This window comes from Bradyrhizobium sp. WSM471 (genome assembly GCF_000244915.1).
Classification (GTDB): Bacteria; Pseudomonadota; Alphaproteobacteria; order Rhizobiales; family Xanthobacteraceae; genus Bradyrhizobium.
On the sequence record NZ_CM001442.1, the window covers coordinates 1,401,593 to 1,427,668 of the forward strand.

The following is a 26,076-nucleotide window of genomic DNA, read 5'->3' on the forward strand; positions in this document are numbered from 1 at the left end:
ATCGAGCTTCCATGATCACGCGTCGTCATCTCATCCGTTCCATCGGCGCCCTGTCCGCCCTCGGCGTCTCGACCGCGGCCTATGGCGTCGGCGTCGAGCCGGTGCTGCGGCTTCGCGTCACCCGCTATCATCCAACCCCGCGGCAATGGCCGGCGGATTTCCAGCTGAAGATCGCGGTGATCGCCGACATCCATGCCTGCGATCCCTGGATGTCGCTGGAGCGGATCGAGGCCATCGTCGATCGCACCAATGCGCTCAACGCGGATATCATCGTGCTGCTCGGCGACTATGTCGCCGGCCTGCACCAGGTCACGCGCATCATTCCGGCGAACGAATGGGCCAAGGTGCTGGCCGGCCTGAAAGCGCCGCTCGGCGTCCATGCCGTCATGGGCAACCACGACTATTGGGTGGACAGGACCGTGCAGCAGGTGGGGCACGGGCCGACGGTCGCGCATCGCGCGCTGGAGGCGGCCGGCATTCCCGTCTACGAGAACGACGTCGTGCGGCTCGCCAAGGACGGCCGCGCGTTCTGGCTCGCGGGCCTCGGCGATCAGCTCGCCTTTCTGCCGGCGCGACGCTTCCGGAGCACGGGGCGCTTCGGCGCCGATGATCTCGACGCGACGCTTGCCAAGGTCAGCGACGACGCGCCGATCATCCTGCTCGCGCATGAGCCCAATATCGCGCCGCGTGTGCCCGCCCGAGTCGCGTTGCAACTGTCCGGCCACACCCATGGCGGCCAGGTCCGCCTGCTCGGCTGGTCGCCGGCGGTTCCACCGCAGCACGGCCTCCGGCTCGCCTATGGTCATGTCCGGCTGAAATGCGACGTCATCATCTCCGGCGGCCTCGGTTGCAGCATCATGCCGCTCCGCGTCGGCGTGCCGCCTGAGATCGTCGAGGTCAGGCTGGGACGGGGGCCGGCGGTCGCGTAGTCCAGCTTGCGCGGCCGGCCGTTTTTGCGCAAAACGGGCCTCTATCTGAAAGCGAAGAGGCTCGCGACGTGACAGCTCATCTCGACGGCGAGATCCGCGACGGCCGCCACCACATGCAGGTCCGCGTCTACTACGAGGACACGGATTTCCCTGACTTGCCATTGTCGTAGTATGCAAACGTGCTGATCTCTCGCTCCTTGCTGCGGTTTTCGGGAAAAAGGTTCCTTCCGTAAAGCGCGGAGCTGTTCAGGTAGGGCGTATATTCGTAGGGCATCCGCTTGCGAACCGGATGCACTACTATGCATTCAATCAAGTTGCGGAAGGCAATGCGAGTTTCGATCGCCTTCGGATTGGTTTTGAGCGCGGTGATAAGCCTTCTAACCTCCGAGGAGTATCGGTCACTGAATTTCGGGCGATCGAAGCCAACTATATTTTCGCCGCCACCGCCCAGCAGCCGCAAGCGCTCTTCAACGCTTTCCCGCTCCAGGTCGCACTCATCGATCCGCTTGAGCAATTCGTCCGGCTTGCGGCGGCTATTTGCGATGGCATAAGAGAGGCGTTCGATCTCGGTAGTCAATACGCGGCGTCGACGCTCTAGCTTATTGTGTTCGCTGCCATTGTTCCGATCGTTTTTGCGCTCCTCCTTCCAAGTACGCATCGCCTCTTCAATGGCTTTCGGCGAAAGCAATTTCACCTGGATTTTTTCGGAGGCATCCTCGAGCAGAACGTCCATATCAAAGCTACGGGTGTGCTCGCAGGTGCCCCGCTGATGCGCGCTCGCGCATGCCGCGCGCGGCGCACCGTTACGCGAGGATTGAGCGATTCGCATATGGCCATTGCAGACGCCACACCGGAGCACACCGGCAAGCGGGTGCTCATTGTTGCGCGGACTCACGGCGCGACGCCGCGGCTGGCCAGTCGGTCCGAACATAGATACCGCGCGCACCCTACGAACCTTCTGCGCTAGATCCCAGAGCCCTTGCGGAACGATCCGCAGCTCTGGCTTTTTGACGATAATGTGGCGTTCTGCTGGATTGCGGCGCTTCTGTTTCTTCTGCGTCTCTGGGTTAAGAATTGTCGAGCGAACGTTCCAATGTATCTCGCCGATGTATAGTTCGTTGCCGATAATGCCGCGACCATGCCGACCGCCTGTGATGCACTGATGGTTCCAGGTGGTGCGACCCGCCTTGTTCTTGTGACGAGTTGCCCCTGGTGAGGGCACGCCTTCGCGGGTGAGGTCAGCGGCGATAGTTCGGGTCGAGCGGCCCGCTGCATATTCTTTGAAGATGCGGAGCACAATCTTTGCTTCGTTCTCATCGATTACGCGCTCGCCGGGCGCGCCCGGCCTCGGCCGATAACCATAGGCGTATGAGCCCGGAATTCTTCCGTTCGCAACAGCGTTGTCATGGCCGCGCCGAACCTTTTCGGCGAGCTGCGGCTTGTAAATCGTGTTGTACAGACTTGCGATGCTAATGTCAGTGGCGGTCGCGTAGACTCCTTTCTGATCCATCAACTCAACGCCGTTGAACTCGAAAACCTGCTTGAGACGCTGGATGGTTGCGGGATCGCGCGACAAGCGGTCGAAATGCTCAACGACGACTACGTCAAACTGCTGGCTTCGCACACCGTTGAGCAAGCGCTGATAGCCGTCCCGCGAACCTTCGGTAAGACCAGATTTTGCGGCATCCACAAACTCGCCGACGACATCGAGGTTGTTGCGCAATGCGACCTTGCGGCAGAGTAACAGCTGACCGTCAATCGAGCTCGCCTTTTGCATGTCGCTCGAATAGCGCGCGTATATTACGGCCGTTTTCTTCGATGACGGTGTCGTCATGCCGGTCCTCTATCGGCTGCCCCGAGCCATGATTTTCATCCCGTGCGATCTGACGTCCGATGGCGCGCGCCAACTCAAACCAGATTTCCTCATTGTCCGGATTATCCCAGCTCTGAGGATGGGAGGGGGCAAGCGGTCGAATGGTCGCTCGTTGTCTTCGGAAAGATCGGATGCGGGTAGGCATTTGCAAACTCGCGAGCGGAAGCTAGCGTAAATTTCCGCGCTGCGCTACGGCCAAGCCGCAGCGATTACTCGCAACGCGTCCCTCATGCTGGCTTCGGCAGCGTCGAATGAAAATGAAATTCGTCAAGTGCCGCAGCGTGCGTGAGGGCATTCCTGGCGATGAGGCGCGTAGTCCAGAGCAGAAATGCTAAGCAAAGCAGAGTAAAAATACTTGCGGGTGGCGGCGGCGTAAGTTTGTTATCGGGTGCGGGTGCGGGTGCGGGTGCGGGTGCGGGTGCGGGTGCCCGGTGCGTAGGAGCCGTCCTCGGTTCCCCACAGATTGTAGTGGCTGCCGCAGAGCCCCGGCGAACTGTAACGTTCAGCCCAGAGGCGGTGGTCCGAGCCCAAGGAGCCTTCGATGATTGGGTCTTTTCTTATTCCGCTTGTTCGATCGCTCTTGCGTCGAGGCTCCAAGAGCTAGCAATCGCGTCTTCGTGAGCTCCGCAGTAAGGCGCGAAAAGCACTGTCAGAAATACTCGTGTTCCTCAGCATGCTGTAACTGGCGCTCGGGCAACCGGTTCGCCGGCAAGAGGGCCGGGCCGCTCAGCTGGCGGCCGGAAGGCTGACGCTCGAATCATCGCTCAAAGGCGCGATGGTTTCCAGCGTCATGTAACGGGCGCGCTGGACGGCCCATTGTCGTTCTGTTCGAGCAGGACCGCTCCAATGAGGCGAACCATGGCCTTCTCCTTGGGGAACATGCCGACCATATGTCCAAACCGGTTCACAGCCCTGCTGCACCACATCGAGAAAGACGCTCTGCTTCGGGCGTTTCGACGACAAAAGCCCGCAGGCCGGCGCGGAGGTCGATGGGATAAGGGAGGCAAAGTACGAAGAGGGGCTCACGGACCAATCCGCGATCTCTGCGCACGGGTCCACACTGTCCCTACCGGCTACAGCCGGTGCGGCGCGTCTACATCCCCAAGCCGACGGGGTAGGCGGCCTCTCGGTGTGCCGGCCGCTAGAGGACAAGATCGTCCAAAGCGCGGTGGCCGAGGTGTTGAGCGCCGCCTATGAGGTCGAATTCCTCGGGTTCTCCTACGGCTTCCGGCCGGGGCGGAATCCTCAGATGGAGCTTGATGCCCTGCATCCGGCTATCATGACATATCCAGTGTCTTCGATTCGGTCGACCACGAGTGGCTGCTGCGGATGGTGGCGCACAGGATTGCCGATCCTCGTATCCTGCAACTCATCGAGCTGCGGCTGCGAGCTGGCGTTCTTGAGAGCGGCGAGAAGCAAGACACACACCGCAAAGGGCAGGATCAGTCCGCTCCTTTCCAACATCTTCCTGCATTACCTCCTCGATCGCTGGGTCGACCACTGGAGCGGTCGCCATGCACGCGGTCGCGTTGTGACCGTGCGCTTTGCGCACGACTTCGTCATCGGCTTCGAGAGCAAGGCAGATGCCCAGGAAATGCTCTTGGCCCTCAAGGCGCGACTGGCCGGCGCTCCATGCGGACAAAACCCGGTTGATCGAGTTTGGCGCGGTTCGCGGCCCTCCCGCGTCAGCCGCGCAGCGAGCGGTGGCCGAGACCTTCGCCTTCCTGGGGTTCACTTACTTTGCGGGCGGACCCGAGATGGCCGGTTCATCGTGAAGCACAAGACCGAAGGAAAACGCCTGTGCTCTCGAACAACATCACAAGTCTCGCGCGGCTCATGCGGGCGCCGCTCGTCGACAAACGTTGGTATAGGTTATGCAACCCGTTCTATATCCCCCGCTTACCTCTGTAGAGTTGAGCTGCCCGTCGGCTTGTCTGTAGTTTCAGCGTCGAAGCTGGATCGTCCGAAGGGTGGGGCGGCGCGAAATCCTAAGCTGAGTTGATAAGTGTTGGAGGTCCATCAGCACATTGTGTGCTTCCTCCAGAAGCAAGACCCAGTGATCTTGGACATCGGCTGCTACGACGGAGCTGACTCTTTACATTGTCTGCGGCTTTGCCCAGAGGCTCAGCTCTACTGGTTCGAGCCGGACCCCCCGGGGCGGTTGCTAGCTTAAGAGAAACATGGGGCTCTACCCTGAGAAGGTGCCCCTAGCCACAGTCGCCGCGTTGATGACTGTTGCTGTAGCCTGGCTTACTGGCGAATTTCCGTCAGTCTATTGAATGCGAGCATCGCGATGGCATTTACCGAGCTCTTCATCAAACGTCCGATATTGTCTATCGTCGTCAGTCTCCTGATCCTGCTGACCGGCATTGGTGCGGCCACCGTTTTGCCAATCCGGCAGTATCCTAAGCTGACCAACACGGTCGTCAATATCACAACCTCTTATCCTGGCGCCTCCGCCGACATGATCCAGGGGTTCATCACCACGCCCCTTGAGCAAGCGCTCGCTTCGGCCGAAGGCGTTGATTACATTACGTCCTCGTCGGTGCTCGGTGCCTCGACGATCCAGGTCTATATCAAGCTCAATTTCGAGCCCAACGAGGCGCTCACTGAAGTGCTCTCGAAGGTCAACTCGGTCAAATATTTAATCCCTAAGGAATCGAACGATCCGGTCGTCACCAAATCTGCCGGTCAGACTACAGCTGTCATGTATATCGCCTTCTCCAGCGAAGAACTGACGGCCAGCGCGATCTCCGACTATCTCTCGCGCGTGGTGCAACCGATTATGTCAACTGTAGACGGCGTCGCAGCGGCAGACATCCTCGGCGGCCAGAGTTTTGCGATGCGGTTATGGCTCGATCCCGCGAGAATGGCGGGCCACGGCGTGTCGCCAGCTGATGTTTCGGCTGCAATCGCGGCCAACAACTTCCAGGCTGCGGCCGGCCAGACTAAGGGCTATTTCACTCTCTCCGACGTCACGGTCAACACTGATCTGCGGAGTGTTGATGACTTCAAGCGCATGATCGTCAAAGCCAACGACGGCGGCTTTGTGCGCATGGAGGACATCGCGACAGTCGAGCTTGCGGCGCAGAGCACAAACGCCAGCGTCGCGATGAACGGCGAACACGCGATCTTCGTCGCCGTGCAGGCGAGCCCAGAAGGTAATCCACTGAACATAGCGCGAGGCGTTCGGGCACTGCTTCCAGAAATGAAGCGCAGCCTGCCGCCATCGCTGAAGATGGAAGTGGCCTACGACTCCACCAAGTTCATCCAATCATCGGTAGACGAGGTGGAGAAGACGCTCCTTGAGGCGGTCGCGATCGTGGTGTTGGTGATCTTCCTGTTCCTGGCCTCCCTGCGGTCTGTCATCATTCCGGTCGTCACCATTCCGCTGTCCATTATTGGCGTCTGCGGTATGATGCTGGCGCTGGGGTTCTCATTCAATCTGCTGACCCTCCTTGCGATGGTGCTTGCGATCGGTCTTGTGGTTGATGACGCAATTGTCGTGGTGGAGAACGTTCATCGCCATATGGAAGAAGGTGCGTCGCCCGCGCAGGCCGCTACGAACGGCGCGGGCGAGATCGTCGGCCCCGTCCTCTCCATGACGATTACGTTGGCCGCCGTGTACGCGCCCATCGGCTTTCTCGGCGGCCTCACCGGCGCGCTGTTCCGCGAATTCGCGTTTACACTGGCGGGTTCGGTGATCGTGTCGGGCGTGATCGCGTTGACGCTGTCGCCCATGATGTGCGCGGTCTTCCTGAAGAGCGCTGAAGAGGGGCGGTTTGCAAAGTTTGTGAATCGTGTGTTCAGCGCTATGACGCGCTGGTACGGCCGCAAGCTCGACCGCTCGCTCGACTATCGCCCGATTACCGGGCTGTTTGCGCTGACCATGCTGGGCCTCGTCGCCTTTCTGTATATGCACACTTCCAAGGAACTCGCACCCGAGGAGGATCAGGGCATCGTATTCGCACTGACAAAAGCGCCGAAATACGCCAATATTGATTACCTGGATTATTACGGCGCCAAGCTCGACAAGGCACTCCAGAAGTTTCCCGAGACGGATTTTCGCTTCGTGCTCAACGGCATCAGCGGTCCGCAGGGCGGCATGGCCGGGATGTTGCTTAAGCCTTGGGCCGAGCGCAAGCGCTCATCGATCGCGCTGAAATCGCTGGTCCAGGCCGAGCTGTCCAAACTGGAAGGCATCAACGCATTTGCCTTTAGCTTGCCGCCGCTTCCGGGCGGTTCCGGCGGCTTACCAGTGCAGATGGTGATCAAGTCGACGCTCGGTTTCCAGTACATCTACGAGCAGATGTCGGAGCTGAAGGATGCCGCGCGCAAGAGCGGTCTGTTCATGGTCAGCGACTCTGACCTTGAGTTCAACCAGCCGGGGGTGCGAATCAAGGTCGATCGATCCAAGGCGAGCGACCTTGGCATCACCATGCAGAACGTCGGTAGCGCGCTCGCGACCCTCCTTGGCGGAAACTACGTCAATCGCTTCAACCTGCAGGGCCGCTCCTACGAAGTGATCCCGCAGGTGCCGCGCGAGAAACGCCTGACGCCGGAATCACTTGGGAGCTATTATGTCAAGACAGCGGCGGGCTCGATGCTGCCGCTATCGACCGTGGTCTCCATCGAGACTGCGACCAATCCGAACGCACTCACCCACTACAACCAGCTCAACTCCGCGACCTTCCAAGCCGTACCGATGCCCGGAGTCACGATCGGTCAGGCTGTGGACTTCCTCGACGTCGAGGCAATGAAACTGCCCGCAGAGTTCAGCCACGACTTCCTCGGGGACGCCCGTCAATATGTGCAGGAGGGTAACAAACTAGTCATCACCTTTGCGTTTGCACTCATCGTCATTTTCTTGGTGCTCGCGGCGCAGTTCGAAAGTCTGCGCGATCCCCTCATCATCATGTTCAGCGTTCCCATGGCAATCGCCGGCGCCTTAATCCCGCTATTCTTTGGCTTGGCGACGATGAACATCTACACCCAAATCGGACTGTTGACATTGGCTGGGCTGATATCCAAGCACGGTATTCTGATGGTCCAGTTCGCCAATCAGCTGCAGCTCAAGGAGAGACTCGATTCCCGCTCGGCCATCGAGATGGCGGCGCGCGTCCGCCTCCGCCCAATCTTGATGACCACCGCGGCGATGGTCACGGGCCTCTTACCTTTGTTGACCGCAACGGGTGCTGGCGCCGCGAGCCGCTTCTCGATCGGGCTCGTGGTCGTCGCGGGCATGTCCATCGGCACGCTGTTCACGCTTTTCGTGCTGCCGGCGCTCTATGTCGCGATCGCGTCGGATCACCGCGCCGACGCGAGTTCCGATCACGTCCAGAACGCCGCCGAGCTCACCTTCATCGGAGCATCCGATGCCCACCTGGCCAAGCGATGATCCTAACGATCAACTCGGGTTTGCTCGATCGCGCCGCTAGCGTAGCGGCGCTGCTCGCCGACCGCGGTAACTTGATCGCACTGGGTGCCTGCAGTTCATGGCGGCGGACAGGAAGGATGATCCGCGGCTGCTGCGCTTCGTCTCGATCTACTGCTTGCCCGAGGTGAAGGACTACATCGCGACCAAATACGGCCGCTTCATTGTGCAGATGTGGTGAGCGACGGATGCCTGGGAGGGTTTCACGGTCCCTTGCGCGTCCGGAGCTTCAAGCCGGTGGTGCGAAGCTTGGGGGGAATCATGTGTTCGGCGAAGAGCGCGTCACGGATCCGTTTCTGCTCCGACAGGCGGATGCTGTTGTTACCTGACCGAGCAGGCCACCGCCACGTGATTTGCCGGACATCACGGCAGCATAACTCGCAAGATTGACGTCGCCCGGGACAGGGACAGAATCCATGTTCCCCGAATGGGTGGTGTACCCATTTTTCAATTGGTTCTTGGTGGAGAATTATTCACTTCCTGACCGCGCTGCAATTGCTGTCTGAAAAGAGACCGCTGATGTGCTGCAGGCTTAGATAGTTGCCAAGAAATTCAGTCCCCGCCAATTTTGGGCGCGAAACGAGCCGGCCAAGACGCGATAGTCCGGCGATTACTCGAGCGCGGCCGCCATTTCGGCTAAGGTTTGGGGATCGGAGGTTCCCGGGATGAACCCGCGGTCGGTGCGGGCCTGACTGCACTCTATCGGATGCGGCGGGGCGAGGCATCGGTTCCTGTGGACAGCTGTTCGCCCGGTTTACGTCCGCAGCTATTGGTTGGGTGGAAATAACCAGTCGGCCAAGGGATGCATCCGTGACCAGTCAGCGCGGACGCTCGAGTCCGGCACCTCGCCAGCGTCAATTGAGGCTTCGCCCGTCGAAGCGTCGAACGGGGGGTATTGACGGCGATGTCTATGGCACGCTCGCGCACATGCGGGCTTGCGCGATCTTGCATCCACCCGTGCTCCTCGCATTGGCGGCTAGCGCCGACCTGCTGCAGCACCAAGTCGCCCAGCCGCAGCGTCCGGGATGGCGGGTCGTCTCGCCGGTACAATCAGCATCGAATTCGCTCCTGAGGACGAATCCCTCAGATCGTTCCGCGGTTAGCACAACGCGGGATTCCGAATCGTTTGGCCGGAAGCCTTTCGAATGCGGTCACGTGATGGGTGTCCTCATAGCCAAACCGGGCGCTCCGGTCGGATCCAAGGGCTCTTCTGTGAGCGCGGAAATCTGGCCGCGGGCGTGGCGGATGAAGAGCCGAATCGCAGATCGAGCAAGTCCGCTTCTGAGCCGAAGAACGACAGGCGCGCCGCATCGACACAGTCCCAAATGAGCGCCGAATTCAGCGATCGGGCCCGTCATATTCCGCCCAACTATCCGTCGTCTCGTACACCCTCACGCTCGAGAGTTGGGCGAGGCGCGGTTTCGCGTGCTCCCAGATCCAGATGGCGATATTTTCCGCCGTCGGATTTTCCAGTCCCGGGACGTCGTTCAGGCAATGGTGATCGAGCTTCTTTATAAGAAGGCCAAACGCTTCCTCCAAGTTCAAGAAATCCATTACGAATCCGGTGTGCGGATCGACGGCCCCGTTCAGCACGACCTCGACGCGATAGGAATGACCATGCACCCGATGACAGCGATGTGTCTGCGGGACGTTTGGAAGTCGGTGCGCTGCCTCGAACTTAAATGCTTGGGATATCTTCATGTGATGCCGAGTGTTTGTGGGACTGCACGCTAAGCCGCCATTTCGGCTGAGCCAGACAGTACGCGATAGCCCGCCGCTCGACGGCGTCAGGGTGGTCTTTCGATCGAAGCAGAAATTGTCCAAGCCACGCTCATCGAACCGGTCTGGCAGGCTGCCGGTTGCGGCCATACGAATTTTCAGTTCGTGTCCGCGAGTGACGGCCAGCGCGGCGCGATTTACTGACGCAAATCAAGTCACCACGCTGGCCGGGGCCGGCAGCCTGCCGTTCGTCTCGATCGCGCTGAGGAACCCGATATCGTGTACAGATTGCAGGACATCATCGAACCACCACAGTGGTTCTGAGCACGTTCATTGCTTGTGCCATGCAGATGATGGAGCGTCTACTACAAGATCCGGTAGATGCCAAAACCAACTTGAGGCTCTAGGGTCTGGCCGCGTTTCCCCGCCGATCATCATCCCGAGAAGTGAACGCAACCGGCACGATGCTCAACCAAAGGGCGGAACGGCACAATATGACTAGCAGAACCTGGGGGCTACCCTCGAACACCTCAGTCAGTATTCGCTACAACTGACGGGAGGCGTATGCCCAGGCAAAAATCAGCTTTGAAAACGTCAACCTATCCAGGCGATCACGGCTTGCCAGAGCAGATCCGGAGAGGATTGCGCTGAGTACGCCATCGTCGAATTTGGAAAAGTTCACTTGTCCGTGAATGGACCGAATACAGAATTCGCCCTCGACAGCAAGCGCAATGTGATGCCAAAGAAAAAACAGCACGTCGATCTATCGGACCAGAATCTCTTGAGTCTTATCCTGCGGCTCGCCATTCCGTCTGTTGTTGGATTATCGATCCATGCGCTGCAGCAGGTCGTCAATGCGATCTTTGTTGGCGCCCTAGGCGCGCAGGCGATCGCAGCTGTTAGCATGACCTTGCCGATCGTGGTCCTGCTCGCCGCAGCCGGACAGGGGATCGGTGTTGGAGCAGCGTCGTTCATATCTCGTCATCTGGGCGCTCGTGAGTACCTAGAAGCGAGTCGAGGCGCAAGCACGGCACTCGCGCTGGCCGCTCCGATCGGTATCATAGTCACCCTCACTCTGCTTCCAAATCTGCCAGGGATATTTGCAACGCTCGGAGCAACCCCAACCATCATGCCCGTGGCGCTCGACTACGCGGGAACGGTTTTGTTGGGGTACACCCCGATGCTACTAAATACCGTCAGCGGGTTCATTGTAAGAGCCGAAGGCTATACACGATTTAGCATGTGGGTGATGATGACCGCGTTTATCCTGAACGCTGTGCTTGATCCCGTCTTCATATTTTCACTTGACCTTGGCGTGCGAGGCGCAGCCCTCGCAACGCTGGTGTCTCAGATCTCTGCTGTCGGACTGTATATCGTGTATTTTACGAAGCTTGGCGGGACGGTTCTCGTCAGGATATCTCACATATCATTGCGAGCAGATCGCATCAGACAGCTCGCGTTGGTAGGCGCGCCGGCGACAATGACGAGTATCTTATCTGCTCTTGCCGTTATGCTCTTGTACGGAGCTGCTGCGCCGTTCGGCGACGATTCCATCGCCGCGGTTGGAATAGCTGTGCGTATCTTGATGGTCGGCGCACTGCCTATCACCGGGTTCTGTATTGGCGCTCAAGCTATCCTGGGTTTCGGTTGGGGCGCACGCGACTATGCTCATATATTGAGAGCTGCGAAGTTCATGCTCTTCGTGACGATCGCATTCTCGGTGCTGTATTCTGCGGCCGTTGTGATTTTTGCAAGGCCTTTGGTGAGCCTATTTAGCGATAACGAGTACGTCACCGAAATTGCCGTCTCGACCTGCATCGTGTTCCATCTCTTCTTTGGACTGTTTGGGGTTCAGAGTTTCGTGACGGCAATGCTTCAGTCATTTGGGAGAGCGCGCCTCAGTGCAATTGTGTCCTTGGCCAGGCAGGGGTATCTCTTCATACCGGCCGTACTATTATTCCCGCTGGTAGCGGGTTTTAACGGACTGTTAGCCAGTCAAGCGCTCGCAGAGCTTGGCGCCGGAATAATCGCTCTCATCGTCATGTTCAACCAGTTCGGCGAGCTCAGACGAGCGCTCCGGCACGGTCCTCAAGAGCGATCGGGATAGCGGGTTGAGCTGAGAACGGATATGATCGAGGCACAGAGCATTGGGCGCTAGCCTCCTGGGAGGCTCGCCGTTAAAGCGTGATGGGACTAGCTTCGATAGCCTGAGTTTTTGAGGTAGTTGGCGCATTCTTCGGGTGTAAATGCATAAAGGAGTTCGCCGATGGCGGCGCAGACCGCATCGACGGTTCGTGCGGCTGCCTTGCGGAGCAAACGCTTGAGTTTGGCACGACTTGTTCGATGGGGTTCAGGTCGGGTGAGTATTTTGGCAGGAAGAAGAGCTTTGCTCCGGCGAAGCGGATGAGCTGGCGCACGGCTTTGCTTTTGTGGCTGCCGAGATTGTCCGGGACGACGATGTCGCCGGGCCGAAGGGTCGGCAGGAGAACCTTCTCCACATAGATCGGAAGCTCACGCCATGATTGGTCCCTCGATGAACCATGGCACATTGATCCGGTCATGGCGCAGGGCCGCCAGAAAGGTAATGGTTTTCCAACCCATCTGGCCCCGAGCAACGCTGCCGGTCTCATCGACCCGCTTCATCCAGCCGATCGCCGTGCTGATCGCCACTCCAAACTGCTTGGCGGCCCGATTGCGCGCCCTACCGGCCAAATTAAGGGCGTCAGCTCTTACGGCATTGATATCGGCCAAAGGCTGGAAGTCGAAACGGCCCAAGGCAGCGGCAATGTGGTCGGCCGTGAAGCGGGGGTGATCTCAATCGAGAACTGACTGTCATACCAGTAACATGCGGCGTTTCCGAATTGGTGAATGGACCCCCCTTTGCGCTTTGCCACTCTATGGCAAGCAGCTAAATGCAATGGCGCCAATACAAAAGGTGATGCTAACTTTTGCTACAAACCAGGTAAACACGGGCACGGTCATCGACAAGGCCTACAGCCAGAGCATCTTGATTGACCTACCTTATACTCAAACCGAATGTCGCATACGACATAAACAACGGCTGGGAGTGGGGAAACTTCAGCTGGGCCCAGTCGAGACGACGGATGAGATTCTGACGCGCGCAGCTGCCTCTCGGCATCGGATGGATTTCGCGTGCCTCAGTGCCGTCTTGAGTACGGCAGCGAACGAAAAAATGTTGGGCCCGTGTTCGAACCTGCGGGACTCGATCACGCATCGTGAATGTATCATCAGGTGAATCAGGCCGTAACCAGCTATCGGAGAACTTGCACATCTTGATCGGGCTACCGGCCGAACAGGATGTGAAGATTGGCGGAGGCCGGGACGGCCCCCGCGAATGGTTTGAATACGTTATCGACAATGTCTTACGTGTTTGCTGACTTTGCCGATCACTGCCCCTGGCACTTCGGCCAGGCGCGTCCGTATAAGCACGACTTGAAGAGAGGCCGGAGCACTGACCTATGAACAAGCGGCCTCTCGATCGCGGCGCATCGTCTCATCCGCCGCATCGGGTTGGAGACAGTGCGATGGCGAGTTGGCTGTGGCATGACCTTCGTAGGTTGATCCTCTGGCCTTGTGCATCGACTCGCGGCATGCTCGTGAGCCCTTCGCGTACAAGGGCAAGTGCAGAATCGCGGCTCATGCGGCATTCTCGCGATAACGGGTGCTCTCGTGCAGCATCTGCAAAACCGCGCTACGGTTCAGAAGCCCGCGGTCGATCGCGATTTCGATGAAGGGCCGCGTTTGCTCAGCGGCTGTAAGCACAAGTGTCGATACCTGTTCATAACCAAGGCGCGGTACGAACACGGTCGCAAGAGCCGAAGATTGCATCAAATTGCTGAGCGACCGTTCCCGGTCTGCCCGGATCCCCGAGATGCATTGGTCGGCAAATATTCTGGCCGATCGCGTCAAAAGCTCGATCGAATCGAACAGGCGCGAGGCGATGACTGGCTCGAAGTGATTGATTTCGAGTTGGCCGTTCAACGCTGAGAGAGATACTGCGGCGTCGTTGCCCACGATAGCGAACGCAACTTGCTGGATCATCATTGGTAGGACTGGATTGAGTTTCCCTGGCATGATCGAAGAACCGGGCTGGAGAGCGGGCAACCGCAATTCGCCAAGCCCCGTATTTGGCCCAGAGGAAAGGATGATCAGGTCAGAGGCGATTTTCGCCATTACCTCTGCTGCGATGCGGATTTCCGACGACACGCGTGCGAAGGCGTCGGCGTTCTGCATGGCATCGAACATGTCGTCGCCTGGGCGTACCGCGTGGCCCAAGATTGCCGCAAGATGTCCATAGACGGCACGGCGATAGCCCGGCACTGCTCCGAGCCCGGTGCCAATCGCAGTGCCTCCGAGGGGAAGCACCATCAATTCCTGGCGCGCTACGGACAGCTTCAAGGAGAGCCGCTTGATCGCTGATGCGTAACCGCCGAACGCCTGACCGAGCGTCATCGGCTGGGCGGCCTGCATGCATGTGCGGCCGACGCGCAATACGTCAGCGAATACAATGGCCCGCTCCGAAAGAGCGGCCGCCACCTGTTCCAGCGCACCCACCAGATCGCCGGACTTTTCGTGCGCCGCCAACTTGAGCGCCGAGGGCAGCACGTCGTTCGTCGACTGGCAAAGGTTCACGTGATCATTTGGGTGGATCACGTCGTACCGGCCGGGCTTTTCACCGACAATTTGCAGGGCCCGGTTCGCCAGAACCTCGTTCATGTTCATGTTGATTGATGTGCCGCCGGAGCCTTCGAGCAAATCGATGATAAACTGCCCATCGTGTTTACCAGCAATGACCTCGTCCGCAGCCGCGATTAGTGCTCCTGCTACTTTGGCGTCGAGGGCTCCGAGCTCACGGTTCGCCGCCGCGGCAGCGCGCTTGATGCGCGCTAGTGCCCGAAGAAGTGCCGGCTGATCACCGAGCTTCTGGAGTGAGATGTCGAAATTCTCGCTCCCACGTAGGGAGGCCAATCCGTACAGGGCGCGCAGCGGCAGCTCGCGCGTTCCTAGACTGTCTATTTCGGTGCGAGTCGCTGACATCTCTGATCCCGGGTTCCGGACGCTACGCAAACAACTTTCTCCGAACACGGGCGAGAGTTAAAGCTAAAATCGGAGATGTTATGGAGGCTAATAAGTATGATTAATTAGGGTTATGTGTTCGTCGAGAGTCTCCGGGTGGGCGACCCGCAACGCACCGGCAGGCGGCGTCCTCGTGAGCGAGCGGATCCAACACGATGCTGCCGACGGAACGAGCCATCCAAGGAATTTGAGCCGCGATCTGGGGCAAGGTCCAGTTCCGCAGGAGCACACGAGCATCATCCGCTATTCGCGCAGCCAACGTGTCTAATCCGCCTTGCTTAGTCACCAACGCGATCGTGCGCGAGAGGCCGGTCGCCGGCAATGGCATGACTTCGAGCGCCGGCCGATGGACGGCAGCCTGCAATATGCACAGGGGTGTTGTAATCGCCACGCCGATGCCATTGGCGACCATCGAGAGTAGCGAGTCCGACGTGTCGAACGACATCGTCTGCGGATGCTCTATCATTAGACGCCGGAGATGACGTTCAATTTGCGTTCCCATGTGCGAACGCGCGGTGTAGCGGATAAGTCGGTGCTCGAGTAGTAGGTCGTCCAGTGGACGATCGCGAAGAGTATCCGCCCAAGCAATCGGTGCTACCAGGAGGAATGGCTCGCGCAATAGGGGTAAGTGGGTAACTTCGTCAACGCCCTCCATTGGATCCGATGTGACAGCTGCATCGATCTCGTTGCGCATCAATGCCTCTGCGTGCGCGGGTACCAGCCCCGAATACGCGCTCACGCGAAGCGCGATTGAACCCGCCATGAGGCTGCGGACCAACAGTGGTCCCACTGTGGACGCGAACGTGTCGATCATCCCGAGCCGAAGGTCCTCGCGTTCGGGACGCGCTGCGGCGGCCCGCATTTCCTCGACAGCTCGTCCGACGCGCTGGGTTATCTCGCGCATGTGGGTGAGCAGAGCTTGCCCCGCCTCCGTGGGCTCAAGGGGACGACGATCGCGACGGACGAGGGACGCGCCAATATGCGCCTCCGCGCGCTTCATCGCTTGTGAAACGGCCGATTGAGTGATGCCAAGTCTGAGGCCGGCCGCGCTCATGCTGCCCTCTTCGATGACGACGGCCGCGACTTCCAGTACACGCAAATCAGGCAAACTAAACATAGGAAGCCTACGCTAATGGATTTTTATCGGGTGAGCCACTAGTCCGTTTTCTCAGTTGCGGCGAGTCAATCTACTCGACAGGTTGGTGCACCGGAAACTCGCGCTTGCTGCGCAAACAGCCGATTCCAAAGCCGCAGCGGTGGAACTGTTCGACGACACTTCATTTATCCACATTTCCAACCGCTCCAATTTCGGCGCAGAGTTCGATCCGGTGTGTCTGGAGAGTCCGCGCCAGATGACAACATTTCCGGGTGGCGGATCGGCGGCCCTGGCCAGGTCGCCACCCAATAGTGCAAGTTCGGTCAAGTAGAATGCGGGGGCTCCAAGGCGACCTCGTCGAATGCCGACGTCCTTGATGAGTTCATCGAGCAATACGATCTCGGTGTCTGTGAAGGCGATCTTCGGTGATGCGTCCGGGCCGTACGATTGAGCATGATGAGCCAGAGGACGCGCCAGCTGAGAGGGCAGACGACCGCCATCAAACTAGCGAGCCGCTCCGCGGTCCGCAGTTTTGAGTCCTCCGCACTGCAGCCCGATTTTAGGAGCTTCTGGAACAGCTCGATTTTCGTGCACGCACCTATTGGATCATGGACGTAGCCGCGCCTTCTCTCTTATCAACGATGAGTGCGCCGCCTTTGTCCATGAGGTCAGAAGTTGACGCGATGGCCGCCGCGCATGAGCTCCCTCTTGAGCCTGTGGTTTTGGCCGACGCGGGCATCGATGTGTAGGTGCCTGCGAGTTCGCGGATATGGGTATCCGCAGATACGTCCGACCACCGGCCGATGATCCAATGCGACGGCCATCCCGAAACGAGTGAAGCGACCTGCCACAATGCGCTCAAGAGCGTAATCTTGATCTAGAGGCCGCGCCGATCTTGAGTCTCGTCTTCGGCACCATCATGCGAGTTCATTGACAGTAAGCCCAGTTCTAGACCATGGCTTTGAGATCCCAGTGGGTCTAAGGACGCAATTGATCGAGTCGCTGGTTGGAATGCCATTGTGATGCTGGTGAGCGCTCAATCAGGAAAGCACGCAAGTAGACGTCATCAGCTTGCTCATTTCGCGCAGGAAGGCGATGATGGCTCAGCTGCTCGGCAGCGCCTCGGAAGAGCCAGCAAAGAGCGCCTTCGGTTGAGCGCGATAGGACCGATCATCGAGAAGCGCGTCACACGCCAGCGTGAGGACGCTCACGGGATGAAGAAGGCGAGCTTGCCCGTCTGTCCGGTAGCGTCAATTATGATGCTAGAATGCGGGGTAATCTCAGGACAGAGACATTGTTGTGGAAAGAATGCAAAAGTGTCCCGCAGTGCGGTAGACCGCTCGACCGAATGCTCCTCGCAATGCCGCAACGGCGCAATCCCCCGAGATGTTCGCGTACATCGCCAAAAACTTCGATGCCGAGTTCCTCAACGAGTTCTCGGGCAAGGCCTGGCGTGGTGTTTCACCCCCTTCGGCCGGTCCGCCGGGCTGCACGAACATTTTGGTCCAACGCTCGCGTACCAGCGGAAGGTTTCGTGCGACATTCGTGGTAGGGCACGCGGCGATCCGCGCCGTGCGCACGGCTGCGGCGTTATCCATCAAGCAACGCCCCCTTTTTTAGGTCACCCTCTGGGGCCGCTTGCGGGAGAACTATCAGCAGAGGGATGATGATGACCATACCAGCTGCCAGCATCACTCCTGATGGGCCGGCTACAGTCAACACCTGGGCGCCAAGGACGGCTCCGAAGCCGATGGCCGAATTGATGACCGCCGAGTGCATCGCGGCAGCAGTCATCACTGTCGAACCGGCGGCGCGCAGGATCCAGGTCTGGAGTCCCGCGAACAGCGCCGCGACGGCCGCGCCCCAGATGACCAGCAAGACAAGGACCCGGCCTGTCCCCAACTGGGGACCAAACCATCCAAGGCCAACGAGCGCCAGACACAGAGCAAGCAGCCCCGCAGTGATGATGGGCTTCATGAAGCGGTCGATGAGGACGCCCGCCAGGATGTTCCCCAGGAATCCTGCTCCGCCAAACCCGAACAACAGCGCGCCAATCATGACTTGGGCAACATTTGGAATCTCGTTGAGGAATGGTTCTATAAATGTGTACGCCCCGAAATGCGCCGCCGCCATGAATGTCGTTACGGCATAGATCCCCAACAGGTCATGCCTGCGGCAGACTGATCCAAGCTCTCTCCATCCCGCTGGCGTCCCGGCCTGCATTTTCGGAAGAACTGCCACCATCAGGGCTGAGGTGATCAGTCCGATGGCGCCAATTAATCTGAACGCTGCACGCCATCCGCTCACCTGACCGACGAAGTTCGCGAGCGGCACGCCAACAACGGTCGCCATCGAGATCCCGCCGAATACGATTGCCGTCGCAACACCCATACTGCGGGACGGCGCAATCTTAGACGCAACCACAGCCGCCATGGCCCAATAGAAACCGTGAACGACAGCGCCCACCGTGCGTGCCAGCAACAACCCTTCGAAAGTGTGAGACATCGTCGCCGCAAACGTTGTTGCGGAAAGGATAAGAGTCAAGGCGATGAGTAGCGGCTTGCGAGGAAACTTCTGAAGCAGAACAGGTGACAACAGACCGCTGGCAGCACCGATCCAGGCATAGAGGGCCACCGTGAGCCCGACCGCTGCCTGATCTCGTCCGAGGTCGCGAGCAATCTGAGACAACAGCCCGATAGGTGCTATCTCTGCCAAGACGATGTGAAACGAGGCGATGCCTAGCACGATGACGGCGAGCCAGATGCGGAGCGAAGATTCTGTGCCGTCACTCGTCATTATTAAACATCACTGTACGAAGGATCCGCCCGTTTGATTTGTCGATGATCAGCCGCTGCTTGTACGCATTTTTCATCCATGGACGTGGCGCCGCATGGCACGGGCGTCTCTCCGGATGTTAATCGACCTGCATCGGTGGTATCCGATCGTTACGGTTGCATGGGTCGTTCTCTCCATCAACTGCGAGAGTTGATAGTTGACACACGACAAACGGCACTCGGTGTCCTCGACTGGCGTCCTGAGTGGGACTGTCGTTCCGGCCGGGGTCGTGAAAGAGGGCCTGACCTTACTCGAAGAGCTGCGTCGCTCGCCACCAGGCGCTGCGCTTCGCCAACCCCGCCAAACGAACGGTGCAATAGCATCGTGATGCCTTTCGTGCGTTCGGACGGCCTGCAGATTGCCGAGCTGCCAACACCGAGGAGGAGGTCTCACTCACGATGTCCCGGCACTGCTTCGGCAGCTTTAGCAGGGCGCTCGCGGATCATGATCTCCGGGGAGCCGCGATTGCCTCGCCTGCGTACGCGCGCGCTGGGTGTCAATCGGCCCTTTAATTGCGGTTTGTTGTCAAACTTACATTTCTGAACTCGCCCACGGCACGGTGGTAGTGCTCGCGCCGTCGGAGGTGGTCCGGATTGCGGAGACGGCGCGGGCCGGCTGATACGTGCATTGGATCGCCGGGGCTGGTTGAGGTCTTCGCTGGGATCATGGTCCTTTCCAAGTCGCGCAGCGCCTCATGATGATGTCGGGGTCGGGCGCCTCAACGTTTGCAGCGGAGTGCGGACGAGCCGCCACCGCCTGATTGACCGAGGCCGCCACAACACCGTCCCAGCGAGACATCGCCAATCCGGCAGACCGGACCAGGAACTCTACAAGATCGGATCAGGCTTCCTTCCCCTGGCCCCAGTCGAACGATGTGCCGTAGACCCAGATACAGTGAAGAAGGATGGCGAGTTTGCGCGCGATGGCGACCTTTGCCTTTCGCATGCCAATCCGCTTAGCGAGCTTCATGCCCCAAGCCCTAAGAGAGGACCATTTCTTCGTTCGATGAAGCAGGACGATCGCCGCCTCGTACAGGTAGGTTGGGAGAAGACGGTCGCCCCATCGTGATATCTTGCCCAGTTTCGCCAGAGTGGTTGCGTCGAGGCGTAAGACCCAGATAGGCGCCGACGCTTGATGCCGATCGGAAGCGCGATGTTTCAAGGTGCCGTCGCATGCGCTGGTTCATTAGGAGGACGGATCGAGCTTTAGCATTGATGCTAGCAGCCGCTCCGGCTTTGAATCCTCAAGTGGGCTTCAACGCGCGATGCCAACGGGCCGTATGTTGGTCCGTGCGAAGCCCGAATGATGGACGGAAGCGTTCCGCGGTTACATAAATTAGACTACGAGGGGCGCGGATCGGTGGTGGACGCCCGAAATGTCCCGGCTCAGCAAAATCCCCTTGGAATTCCGATAGGTGAGTTCGGCATTGCCTTCGCGCATCTCAAAATTCGATTTTCAGTTCTAGCCGGTTCGCTGCGCCAAGAGGATTGCCAACCTCCACGACGAGAGGCTCTAGGGCGGAGAGCGATCCCATAATGGCGTGGCGACTGGACGAGCACTCACCAAAGATGGCCCCGCCCAATTAAGGTAAATTCAATCCAGCCCTGCCCCGACACTTATTGATGTGAAGGTAAACGATCATCGCCGCTGCGTATCATTTCTCGGCGAGATCATCCAGCACTTGAAGGGCGACTACGCGGTTTCAGCTTCAGCGTACGCGCCAGGCGTGTGGCTGAGCAAAGAACGCGGCGACCGCATGCACAACCGCGGCCGCAGGTGCGGCGTCGTGATCCCCGAAGGCTCCTGATGGAGGGCGTTGAGGAGCCTGCCCACAATCTACGAATTGCCTGCTTGTGAGCCCTCGAGGCTGGCGACCTTGACCGGATCCAACGTCCGGCGAAGGGAGCTCGCGCAGCAATAGCCTTATGTCGTAGCCCTCTCGAACCGCTCGAGAGTCCTTGCTTAGCTTTCCCATCCCTTCGTTGGTCCACACTGTTGAACTCGCGCCGCAGCATGGTATCGGGTTTGATCAGCGCCGGCGCCACCACCTCCAGTCCAGGATGATCGGCGAGGATGACCTTCCGACCAATAAGCCGCTCGCGAGCGCCTTCAAATCGCGCTATGACGAGCGGGCGGACTGACTGTTACCCGTCTACCAAACGGGACAAAGAGGCGTTACGCTAGCGAGCATCGCTAGCTACGTTCTCTTGTATTCGGACCCGCGAAACGTCGAAAATTGGCGAGAAATGAAACGACCCCAGTGCTTAAAGCGGCTGGGGTCGTTCCGAGGTAAGCGCCAGACTTGGGAGGGGGGCTGAGGCCAGACGCCTACGACATGAAATCAGACACGCAGATCTTCCGCACTGCTTTTACCGCGCCTCGGGTCGACTTTAAGCTCGTAAGAGACTGCCTGCCCTTCCCGCAGGTCAGAGAGGCCAGCGCGCTCCAGGGCGCTTATGTGTACAAAAATGTCTTGGCCGCCCCCATCCGGCTGAATGAAGCCGAAACCCTTCGTCGCGTTAAACCATTTCACAACACCCCTCGCCACTCCCATCTCCTATTTGAGCAATACTGTAGGGTAGTTCTGGTCGGACCATTCGGGCGATTCGCGCATTGACGCACAATCTCCGCTGCTTCGGCGTCAGCGTAGTTCGCTTGAGGAGTTCGAGTATGGCGAGCCTGGGCGATCATGCTTTCATGCCAGAGACCAGGCACAGCCGACGGGTTTGACCCAGGTCGCATCGTTCTGATCTTCCATCCTGTTGCGTCACTTGGGTGACGAAGGTTACGTGGGGGGTTCTCCTAGCAGGGAAGCCGCGAATTTCATCGGCCCAGATGGCTCATCGGCCACTATTTTGAGGACAAGCAGCGGCCTCGCAACTACCAAAAGGGGTAGCTGGACGAGCGTACCGCACCAAATTAGCATGCTCCCATGACTGTTCGGAGAACATAGAAGATGAACTGGAAGAACGAACTGGAGGCGCTGGTTCAACAATCCGCGGCACTCGTAGAACGCGCACGGAGCGTAGCGCCTATTCCAAAGCTTGTAGCACCCATCGCGCCAATCGCAAAAGCTTCCCCGCCCGATTCTGCCCGGCGGTTGAGCTGGAACACCTCCGAGCGAGAGCACATCAGCAAACGAGTTGCGAATTTCAGGGCGCATCAAGAGCGCGTGCGCCGCGAGCGCGACGAATATTTTTCCCGCACGATGCAACGGACACGAGATCTCGCGAGAGGCCACGGCTCCGACGAACAGATGTAGGCGGTCGGACAGTCGCGCAACTTTGCTAACAATCCGCCAAATCGCGCCAGAAGAGTCGACTGCGGCCGACCACCGGCTGGGAACGGCGAGTAGCCGTGAGAGTCGTACGAGGCTCCAAAAGACGCCCGTCACAGCCCATCTGAGGATTGCCGCGCGCTGAGGATTGCCGCGTCGTGTCCTCACGCCATAGGTTGCTCTCGTACTGGATGCGCTGGGGGCAACCACGCGATCGTTGTAGTGGCGCCGCCGACGCCCACACGAATCTGGCGCATGGATTTTGCACCGCCGAGGAAGGCGTGGGTGTTGACCCTACCCCTCAGGCTTAATCCAGATTGACGTTCGTTCTGGCCGAAGACGAGGACCAGAGCATGCAGCACGTTCGAGATCGGAAGGCCCGATCTGCTGGCTCGGCGCGTGAGGCAGAGACGCGAGATGTGCGCGTCGGGGAAGAGTTGAGATCAGACGCGCTTCACTGGAGATCGCGATAGGCATTTTGCTGCATCGGACCGTTGTTGTCGCGGAGTGTGAAAGCACGGAGTCGACATCGTCCGCGATGATCGAGACGCTGGGAGCGAAATGACGAATGATGATCGTCGTGCACGGCATGACTTGGCTCACGATGTGTCGCATCGGAACGGTGATGTTCGAGGGCTGGAGCATCTGAAGCTGTGTCGAAAGCGCTCAATGATGCGCATCACGCCACCACAATCGGGCCAGGCAGGAACTTCGGCCCAGGTTTGAGCTTCCAAATCCACAGGCGGCGGCTCGCTGTCGTTTGGGGCTGTCTCATGATCGAGAAGTTCGCGGCAAAAGGCGAGCTTGGCAGCGCGATGGCGGTTGGCCATGAAGCCGAAGTGGCGGATGCGATGGAAACCGTCGGGCAGCGTATGAAGCAGGAAGCGGCGAATGAACTCGTCGGGCTTGAGCTTCATGATCTTTGTCGCGCCGTCCTGGCGGTAATCCTTCCATGTGAAGGCAACATGATCGTTGTCGGGTGCGACGAGCCGGCTGCTGGCGATCGCGACGCGATGGGTATAGCGGCCGAGATAGGCCAGCACCTGTGCGGGTCCGCCGAAGGGCCGCTTGGCGCAAGCGATCCAGTTGACGCGCTGCATGGCTTTGATGCGACCAGCGAAAGCGTCGAGTTCGGCAAGAGAAGCAAGATCGCCGAAGAAGCGCAAGGCGCCGGCGTTGAAGACCCCGATCAGGCGTTTGAGAAAAAGCCAGCGAAAGAGCCGGGACAGCGGTTTGACGGCCAGGAAGAAGTTCGGTCGGCTGGCGATCCAGCGTGTTCCATCAGGTGACGGGCCGCCGCCCGGCACGACACAGTGAATGTGGGGATGATGCGTTAGCGCTTGTCCACAGGTGTGCAGGACCGCGACGCCGCCGATCTCCGCGCCGAGCCGGCGCGGATTGGCAGCAAGCGTCGGTCATCGCCTCGGCGGCGGCCTTAAACAGGATGGCATAGACGACCGCCTTGTTTTGGAAAGCAATCGCGGCGATCGGTGCAGGAAGCGTAAAGACGACGTGGAAGTAGGGAACCGGCAGCAGGTCGGCTTCTCGCGCGGCACGGCACGCGGCTCGGGCTGGCCCCTGACACTTCGGACAATGCCGATTCCGGCAGGAATTATAGGCGATCCGCGTCATGCCGCAGTCATTGCAGGCCTCGACATGGCCGCCGAGCGCCTTGGTTCATCACCCGCCGCTCGACGCGACCGAGATGACCGGCATGGTCACGACGATAGGCGTCGCCATGCCGGCGCAAGATATCGGCAATCTCGATGGCGGGTCGGTGCGGGCGGACGTCGGGGCGGGTCATAAGCCGGATCCCGGAGCCGTTGTCATGCCGGTGGCGTCACCTCCAGCGACACGCGGTCGAGCGGGCTCTGCGTCGCCCGGATCGTATGGGTGGCGACCTGCGTGTAGCGCGCCGTCGACGACGGATTATTGTGCCCGAGCAGTACCTGGATGATCCGGATGTCGATTCCGTTCTCCAGAAGATGTGTCGCGAAGCTGTGGCGCAGCGTGTGCAGCGTGACGCGCTTGGTCAGGCCCGCAGCCTTGACCGCCGAGCGGCAGGCGGCATGCAACACGGTCGGATCAATCGGGTGACCTTCGTCACGCCCAGGGAACAGATAAAGCCGCGGCCGGGCGAGCCGCCAGTAGGTGCGCAGGATGCCGAGCAGTTGGGACGACAGCATCACGTTGCGATCCTTCGCGCCTTTGCCGTGGCGCACCTGGATGACACCGCGGGTGCTGTCGATGTCTTCGATCCGCAGTCCCGCGACCTCGGAGGCCCTGGGGCCGGCCGCATAGGCGGTGGTGAGCGCGGCGCGGCTCTTCAGGCTCGACACCGCCTCGAGGAACTGCACCACTTCGTCGGCGCTGAGAACGACCGGCAGCTTGCGGGGCTCTCGCGCATAGGGAATGCGCTCGGGGATGAGCGCCTCGCCGAGCGTGACGCCGTAGAAAAACCGTAGCGCACAGACGATGATCTGGTTCAGCGCCGGCCATGAGATGTCGGTCGAGACCAGATGCACCTGGAAGGCCCGGACGTCTTCCAGCTCCAACCGCTCAGGCGATCGGCCGAAATAGCGGCTGAACTTCGAAACCGCGCTGATGCAGGATCGCTGCGTCGCCGGCGACAGATTGCGGACTGTCATATCCTCGATCATGCGGCGGCGAAGAGGGCTCAAATCGGCCATCTCAATACCCTGTCTGAGGGGGGCTCCAACACCCACATCCTCTCCGCCAGGAGGCGATCTACGCCACCTCGCCACGCACGCTGAGACAGCGGCTTCGTTCAATCCCAAATCGATTCGGTCTAACCCCATCCGGCTTTAGGCCGCACAATCCGCGAAACGTCCTAACCGCGCTTGCATCGATGTCGGCGCGCCGCAGCTTGGCCGTCAGGCCATGACGGCTCCAGAACACGCGCACCAGCACACATCACACGAGCAGCGTAATAGCCTTGAAGAAGCCTCCCTCCTGATGTCCGTGTAGGGATGGGTGGCGTCGAGATCGAGGATGATCTGCAGGCCTCAACAATGCGAGAAATGCGCGCTACGCTCAGGAGAGGCCATTGCGGCACCCGCTGAGCTGTGCGTTATAAACAGAACGCTGCCATTGTAGCTCAGCGCTCAGTTGCAGGCAGCAAACCAATCAGCGCTTTAGCCTCGGACTTCAGCACGTCAACGGCAGATTTCCGAGCATCTGCATCAAAGCGAGTGCGAATGGCGGAGACTGAGAGCGCGCCCCGCAATTTGCCATAGACATCGATTACGGGCACCGCTGCGGCCGCAACCTCAGGATCACGCTCGCCGATCGAGACGTAGAAGCCACGATCTCTGATCTTCTTTCCACCAGCTAATGCAAAATCGCGGTAAGCGGTAAGAACGCGGCCCGCAGCGCCACGATCAATCGGCAATCGTTGTCCTTCTTCGAGGTGATGCCGGACGGAACGCGGAGAATTAACGCGATAAAGGCAAATGCGCTCGTCGCCCTCCGCGATGTAGAAGGATGCGGTCTCTCCGGTTGCTTCGACCAGACGATGGAGCGAGGGTCTGATCAGGTCACCGAGGTCCAGCCCACGCTGATAGAGCGCCCCAAGGCGCCATAGCTCCGGTCCGGGTCGAAATAGGCGGTCGGTCCCCCGCACCAGGAATCCGTCCGCTTCCAGGGATGCGGCAAGGCGAAGGACCGTGCTCTTGTAGAAGTCCGTCGCCTCGGCAATCTCGGTCAGCGTCATAGCTGCGCAATCAGGACCGAAGGCCTTGAGGATCGCCAGGGCGCGCCCGACCGCATCAACCCCTGTCTTTGCCATTGATACAG

Annotated in this window: 14 protein-coding genes and 5 pseudogenes; 7 read left to right on the forward strand and 12 right to left on the reverse strand. The window is 59.5% G+C overall.

What is annotated here, in order from left to right; translation table 11 throughout:
- The first annotated feature begins 11 nt into the window (after nucleotides 1–11).
- Together BRA471DRAFT_RS06420 and BRA471DRAFT_RS39360 are read left to right on the forward strand one after the other, a co-directional pair.
- On the forward strand, nucleotides 12–929 hold the full coding sequence (locus BRA471DRAFT_RS06420; protein WP_007605556.1) for a metallophosphoesterase: 918 nt from the start codon (nucleotides 12–14) through the stop codon (nucleotides 927–929).
- A gap of 77 nt (nucleotides 930–1,006) precedes the next feature.
- A pseudogene (locus BRA471DRAFT_RS39360) lies at nucleotides 1,007–1,078 on the forward strand (acyl-CoA thioester hydrolase); the annotation flags it as partial.
- Here the strand turns inward: BRA471DRAFT_RS39360 and BRA471DRAFT_RS06425 are convergent.
- Nucleotides 1,060–2,763, reverse strand: coding sequence for a recombinase family protein (locus BRA471DRAFT_RS06425; RefSeq protein WP_007605557.1), 1,704 nt, complete (start codon nucleotides 2,761–2,763; stop codon nucleotides 1,060–1,062). The pseudogene BRA471DRAFT_RS39360 and the gene BRA471DRAFT_RS06425 sit on opposite strands and share 19 nt — an antisense overlap.
- A gap of 765 nt (nucleotides 2,764–3,528) precedes the next feature.
- Nucleotides 3,529–3,689 (reverse strand): annotated as a pseudogene (locus BRA471DRAFT_RS37915) (IS256 family transposase); the annotation flags it as partial.
- 1,406 nt (nucleotides 3,690–5,095) lie between these two features.
- On the opposite strand from BRA471DRAFT_RS37915, the gene BRA471DRAFT_RS06435 reads away from it, so the two are divergent.
- The gene (locus tag BRA471DRAFT_RS06435) at nucleotides 5,096–8,200 is read left to right on the forward strand and encodes an efflux RND transporter permease subunit (RefSeq protein WP_007605558.1); all 3,105 of its coding nucleotides are present in this window, start codon (nucleotides 5,096–5,098) and stop codon (nucleotides 8,198–8,200) included.
- Between the two features lie 1,374 nt (nucleotides 8,201–9,574).
- Here BRA471DRAFT_RS06435 and queD read toward each other — a convergent pair.
- Nucleotides 9,575–9,937 carry a 6-carboxytetrahydropterin synthase QueD gene (gene queD, locus BRA471DRAFT_RS06440; RefSeq protein ID WP_007605559.1) on the reverse strand — a complete coding sequence of 121 codons (363 nt, stop codon included), beginning with the start codon at nucleotides 9,935–9,937 and terminating at the stop codon, nucleotides 9,575–9,577.
- 706 nt (nucleotides 9,938–10,643) lie between these two features.
- On the opposite strand from queD, the gene BRA471DRAFT_RS06445 reads away from it, so the two are divergent.
- Entirely contained in the window at nucleotides 10,644–12,062 is a 1,419-nt protein-coding gene (locus BRA471DRAFT_RS06445; protein WP_157234121.1) for an MATE family efflux transporter, read from the forward strand.
- A gap of 86 nt (nucleotides 12,063–12,148) precedes the next feature.
- Here the strand turns inward: BRA471DRAFT_RS06445 and BRA471DRAFT_RS37920 are convergent.
- A pseudogene (locus BRA471DRAFT_RS37920) lies at nucleotides 12,149–12,550 on the reverse strand (transposase); the annotation flags it as partial.
- Between BRA471DRAFT_RS37920 and BRA471DRAFT_RS37925 the strand changes: the two are divergent.
- Nucleotides 12,515–12,784, forward strand: a complete 270-nt coding sequence (locus tag BRA471DRAFT_RS37925) for a hypothetical protein (RefSeq protein WP_157233980.1) — start codon at nucleotides 12,515–12,517, stop codon at nucleotides 12,782–12,784. The pseudogene BRA471DRAFT_RS37920 and the gene BRA471DRAFT_RS37925 sit on opposite strands and share 36 nt — an antisense overlap.
- An 828-nt stretch (nucleotides 12,785–13,612) precedes the next feature.
- On the opposite strand, the gene BRA471DRAFT_RS06460 is transcribed toward BRA471DRAFT_RS37925, so the two are convergent.
- The gene (locus BRA471DRAFT_RS06460; protein ID WP_007605562.1) at nucleotides 13,613–15,013 is read right to left on the reverse strand and encodes an aspartate ammonia-lyase; all 1,401 of its coding nucleotides are present in this window, start codon (nucleotides 15,011–15,013) and stop codon (nucleotides 13,613–13,615) included.
- A 100-nt stretch (nucleotides 15,014–15,113) separates the two neighbouring features.
- Nucleotides 15,114–16,169, reverse strand: coding sequence for a LysR family transcriptional regulator (locus tag BRA471DRAFT_RS06465; protein WP_007605564.1), 1,056 nt, complete (start codon nucleotides 16,167–16,169; stop codon nucleotides 15,114–15,116).
- Nucleotides 16,170–16,254: 85 nt separating this feature from the next.
- Between BRA471DRAFT_RS06465 and BRA471DRAFT_RS37930 the strand changes: the two genes are divergently transcribed.
- A complete protein-coding gene (locus BRA471DRAFT_RS37930; RefSeq protein ID WP_157233981.1) occupies nucleotides 16,255–16,479 on the forward strand; it encodes a hypothetical protein in 225 nt (74 codons plus the stop codon).
- Nucleotides 16,480–17,738: 1,259 nt separating this feature from the next.
- Here BRA471DRAFT_RS37930 and BRA471DRAFT_RS06470 read toward each other — a convergent pair.
- The 3 genes and pseudogenes from BRA471DRAFT_RS06470 to BRA471DRAFT_RS06485 form a co-directional block, all read right to left on the reverse strand.
- Nucleotides 17,739–18,944: an MFS transporter gene (locus tag BRA471DRAFT_RS06470; protein ID WP_007605568.1), complete on the reverse strand. Its 1,206-nt coding sequence runs from the start codon at nucleotides 18,942–18,944 to the stop codon at nucleotides 17,739–17,741.
- 879 nt (nucleotides 18,945–19,823) lie between these two features.
- A pseudogene (locus BRA471DRAFT_RS36205) lies at nucleotides 19,824–20,133 on the reverse strand (transposase); the annotation flags it as partial.
- 1,191 nt (nucleotides 20,134–21,324) lie between these two features.
- Nucleotides 21,325–21,531 (reverse strand): cold-shock protein, encoded by a 207-nt coding sequence (locus tag BRA471DRAFT_RS06485; protein WP_007605570.1) that lies wholly within the window; start codon nucleotides 21,529–21,531, stop codon nucleotides 21,325–21,327.
- Nucleotides 21,532–21,939: 408 nt separating this feature from the next.
- On the opposite strand from BRA471DRAFT_RS06485, the gene BRA471DRAFT_RS36210 reads away from it, so the two are divergent.
- Nucleotides 21,940–22,245 (forward strand): hypothetical protein, encoded by a 306-nt coding sequence (locus BRA471DRAFT_RS36210; protein ID WP_007605576.1) that lies wholly within the window; start codon nucleotides 21,940–21,942, stop codon nucleotides 22,243–22,245.
- Between the two features lie 614 nt (nucleotides 22,246–22,859).
- On the opposite strand, the pseudogene BRA471DRAFT_RS06490 reads toward BRA471DRAFT_RS36210, so the two are convergent.
- From BRA471DRAFT_RS06490 to BRA471DRAFT_RS06500, 3 genes and pseudogenes are all read right to left on the reverse strand, one after another.
- Nucleotides 22,860–24,064 (reverse strand): annotated as a pseudogene (locus tag BRA471DRAFT_RS06490) (IS91 family transposase).
- Nucleotides 24,065–24,086: 22 nt separating this feature from the next.
- Nucleotides 24,087–24,950, reverse strand: coding sequence for a tyrosine-type recombinase/integrase (locus BRA471DRAFT_RS06495; protein WP_007605578.1), 864 nt, complete (start codon nucleotides 24,948–24,950; stop codon nucleotides 24,087–24,089).
- A gap of 428 nt (nucleotides 24,951–25,378) precedes the next feature.
- Nucleotides 25,379–26,068 (reverse strand): IclR family transcriptional regulator, encoded by a 690-nt coding sequence (locus BRA471DRAFT_RS06500; RefSeq protein ID WP_007605579.1) that lies wholly within the window; start codon nucleotides 26,066–26,068, stop codon nucleotides 25,379–25,381.
- Nucleotides 26,069–26,076: the final 8 nt, after the last annotated feature.

Coding starts and splice junctions, on each gene's coding strand:
- BRA471DRAFT_RS06420 (WP_007605556.1), top strand. CDS start 12: ATGATCACGCGTCGTCATCTCATCCGTTCCATCGGCGCCCTGTCCGCC.
- BRA471DRAFT_RS06425 (WP_007605557.1), bottom strand. CDS start 2,763: ATGACGACACCGTCATCGAAGAAAACGGCCGTAATATACGCGCGCTAT.
- BRA471DRAFT_RS06435 (WP_007605558.1), top strand. CDS start 5,096: ATGGCATTTACCGAGCTCTTCATCAAACGTCCGATATTGTCTATCGTC.
- queD (WP_007605559.1), bottom strand. CDS start 9,937: ATGAAGATATCCCAAGCATTTAAGTTCGAGGCAGCGCACCGACTTCCA.
- BRA471DRAFT_RS37925 (WP_157233980.1), top strand. CDS start 12,515: ATGGCGCAGGGCCGCCAGAAAGGTAATGGTTTTCCAACCCATCTGGCC.
- BRA471DRAFT_RS06460 (WP_007605562.1), bottom strand. CDS start 15,013: ATGTCAGCGACTCGCACCGAAATAGACAGTCTAGGAACGCGCGAGCTG.
- BRA471DRAFT_RS06465 (WP_007605564.1), bottom strand. CDS start 16,169: ATGTTTAGTTTGCCTGATTTGCGTGTACTGGAAGTCGCGGCCGTCGTC.
- BRA471DRAFT_RS06470 (WP_007605568.1), bottom strand. CDS start 18,944: ATGACGAGTGACGGCACAGAATCTTCGCTCCGCATCTGGCTCGCCGTC.
- BRA471DRAFT_RS36210 (WP_007605576.1), top strand. CDS start 21,940: ATGAACTGGAAGAACGAACTGGAGGCGCTGGTTCAACAATCCGCGGCA.
- BRA471DRAFT_RS06495 (WP_007605578.1), bottom strand. CDS start 24,950: ATGGCCGATTTGAGCCCTCTTCGCCGCCGCATGATCGAGGATATGACA.
- BRA471DRAFT_RS06500 (WP_007605579.1), bottom strand. CDS start 26,068: ATGGCAAAGACAGGGGTTGATGCGGTCGGGCGCGCCCTGGCGATCCTC.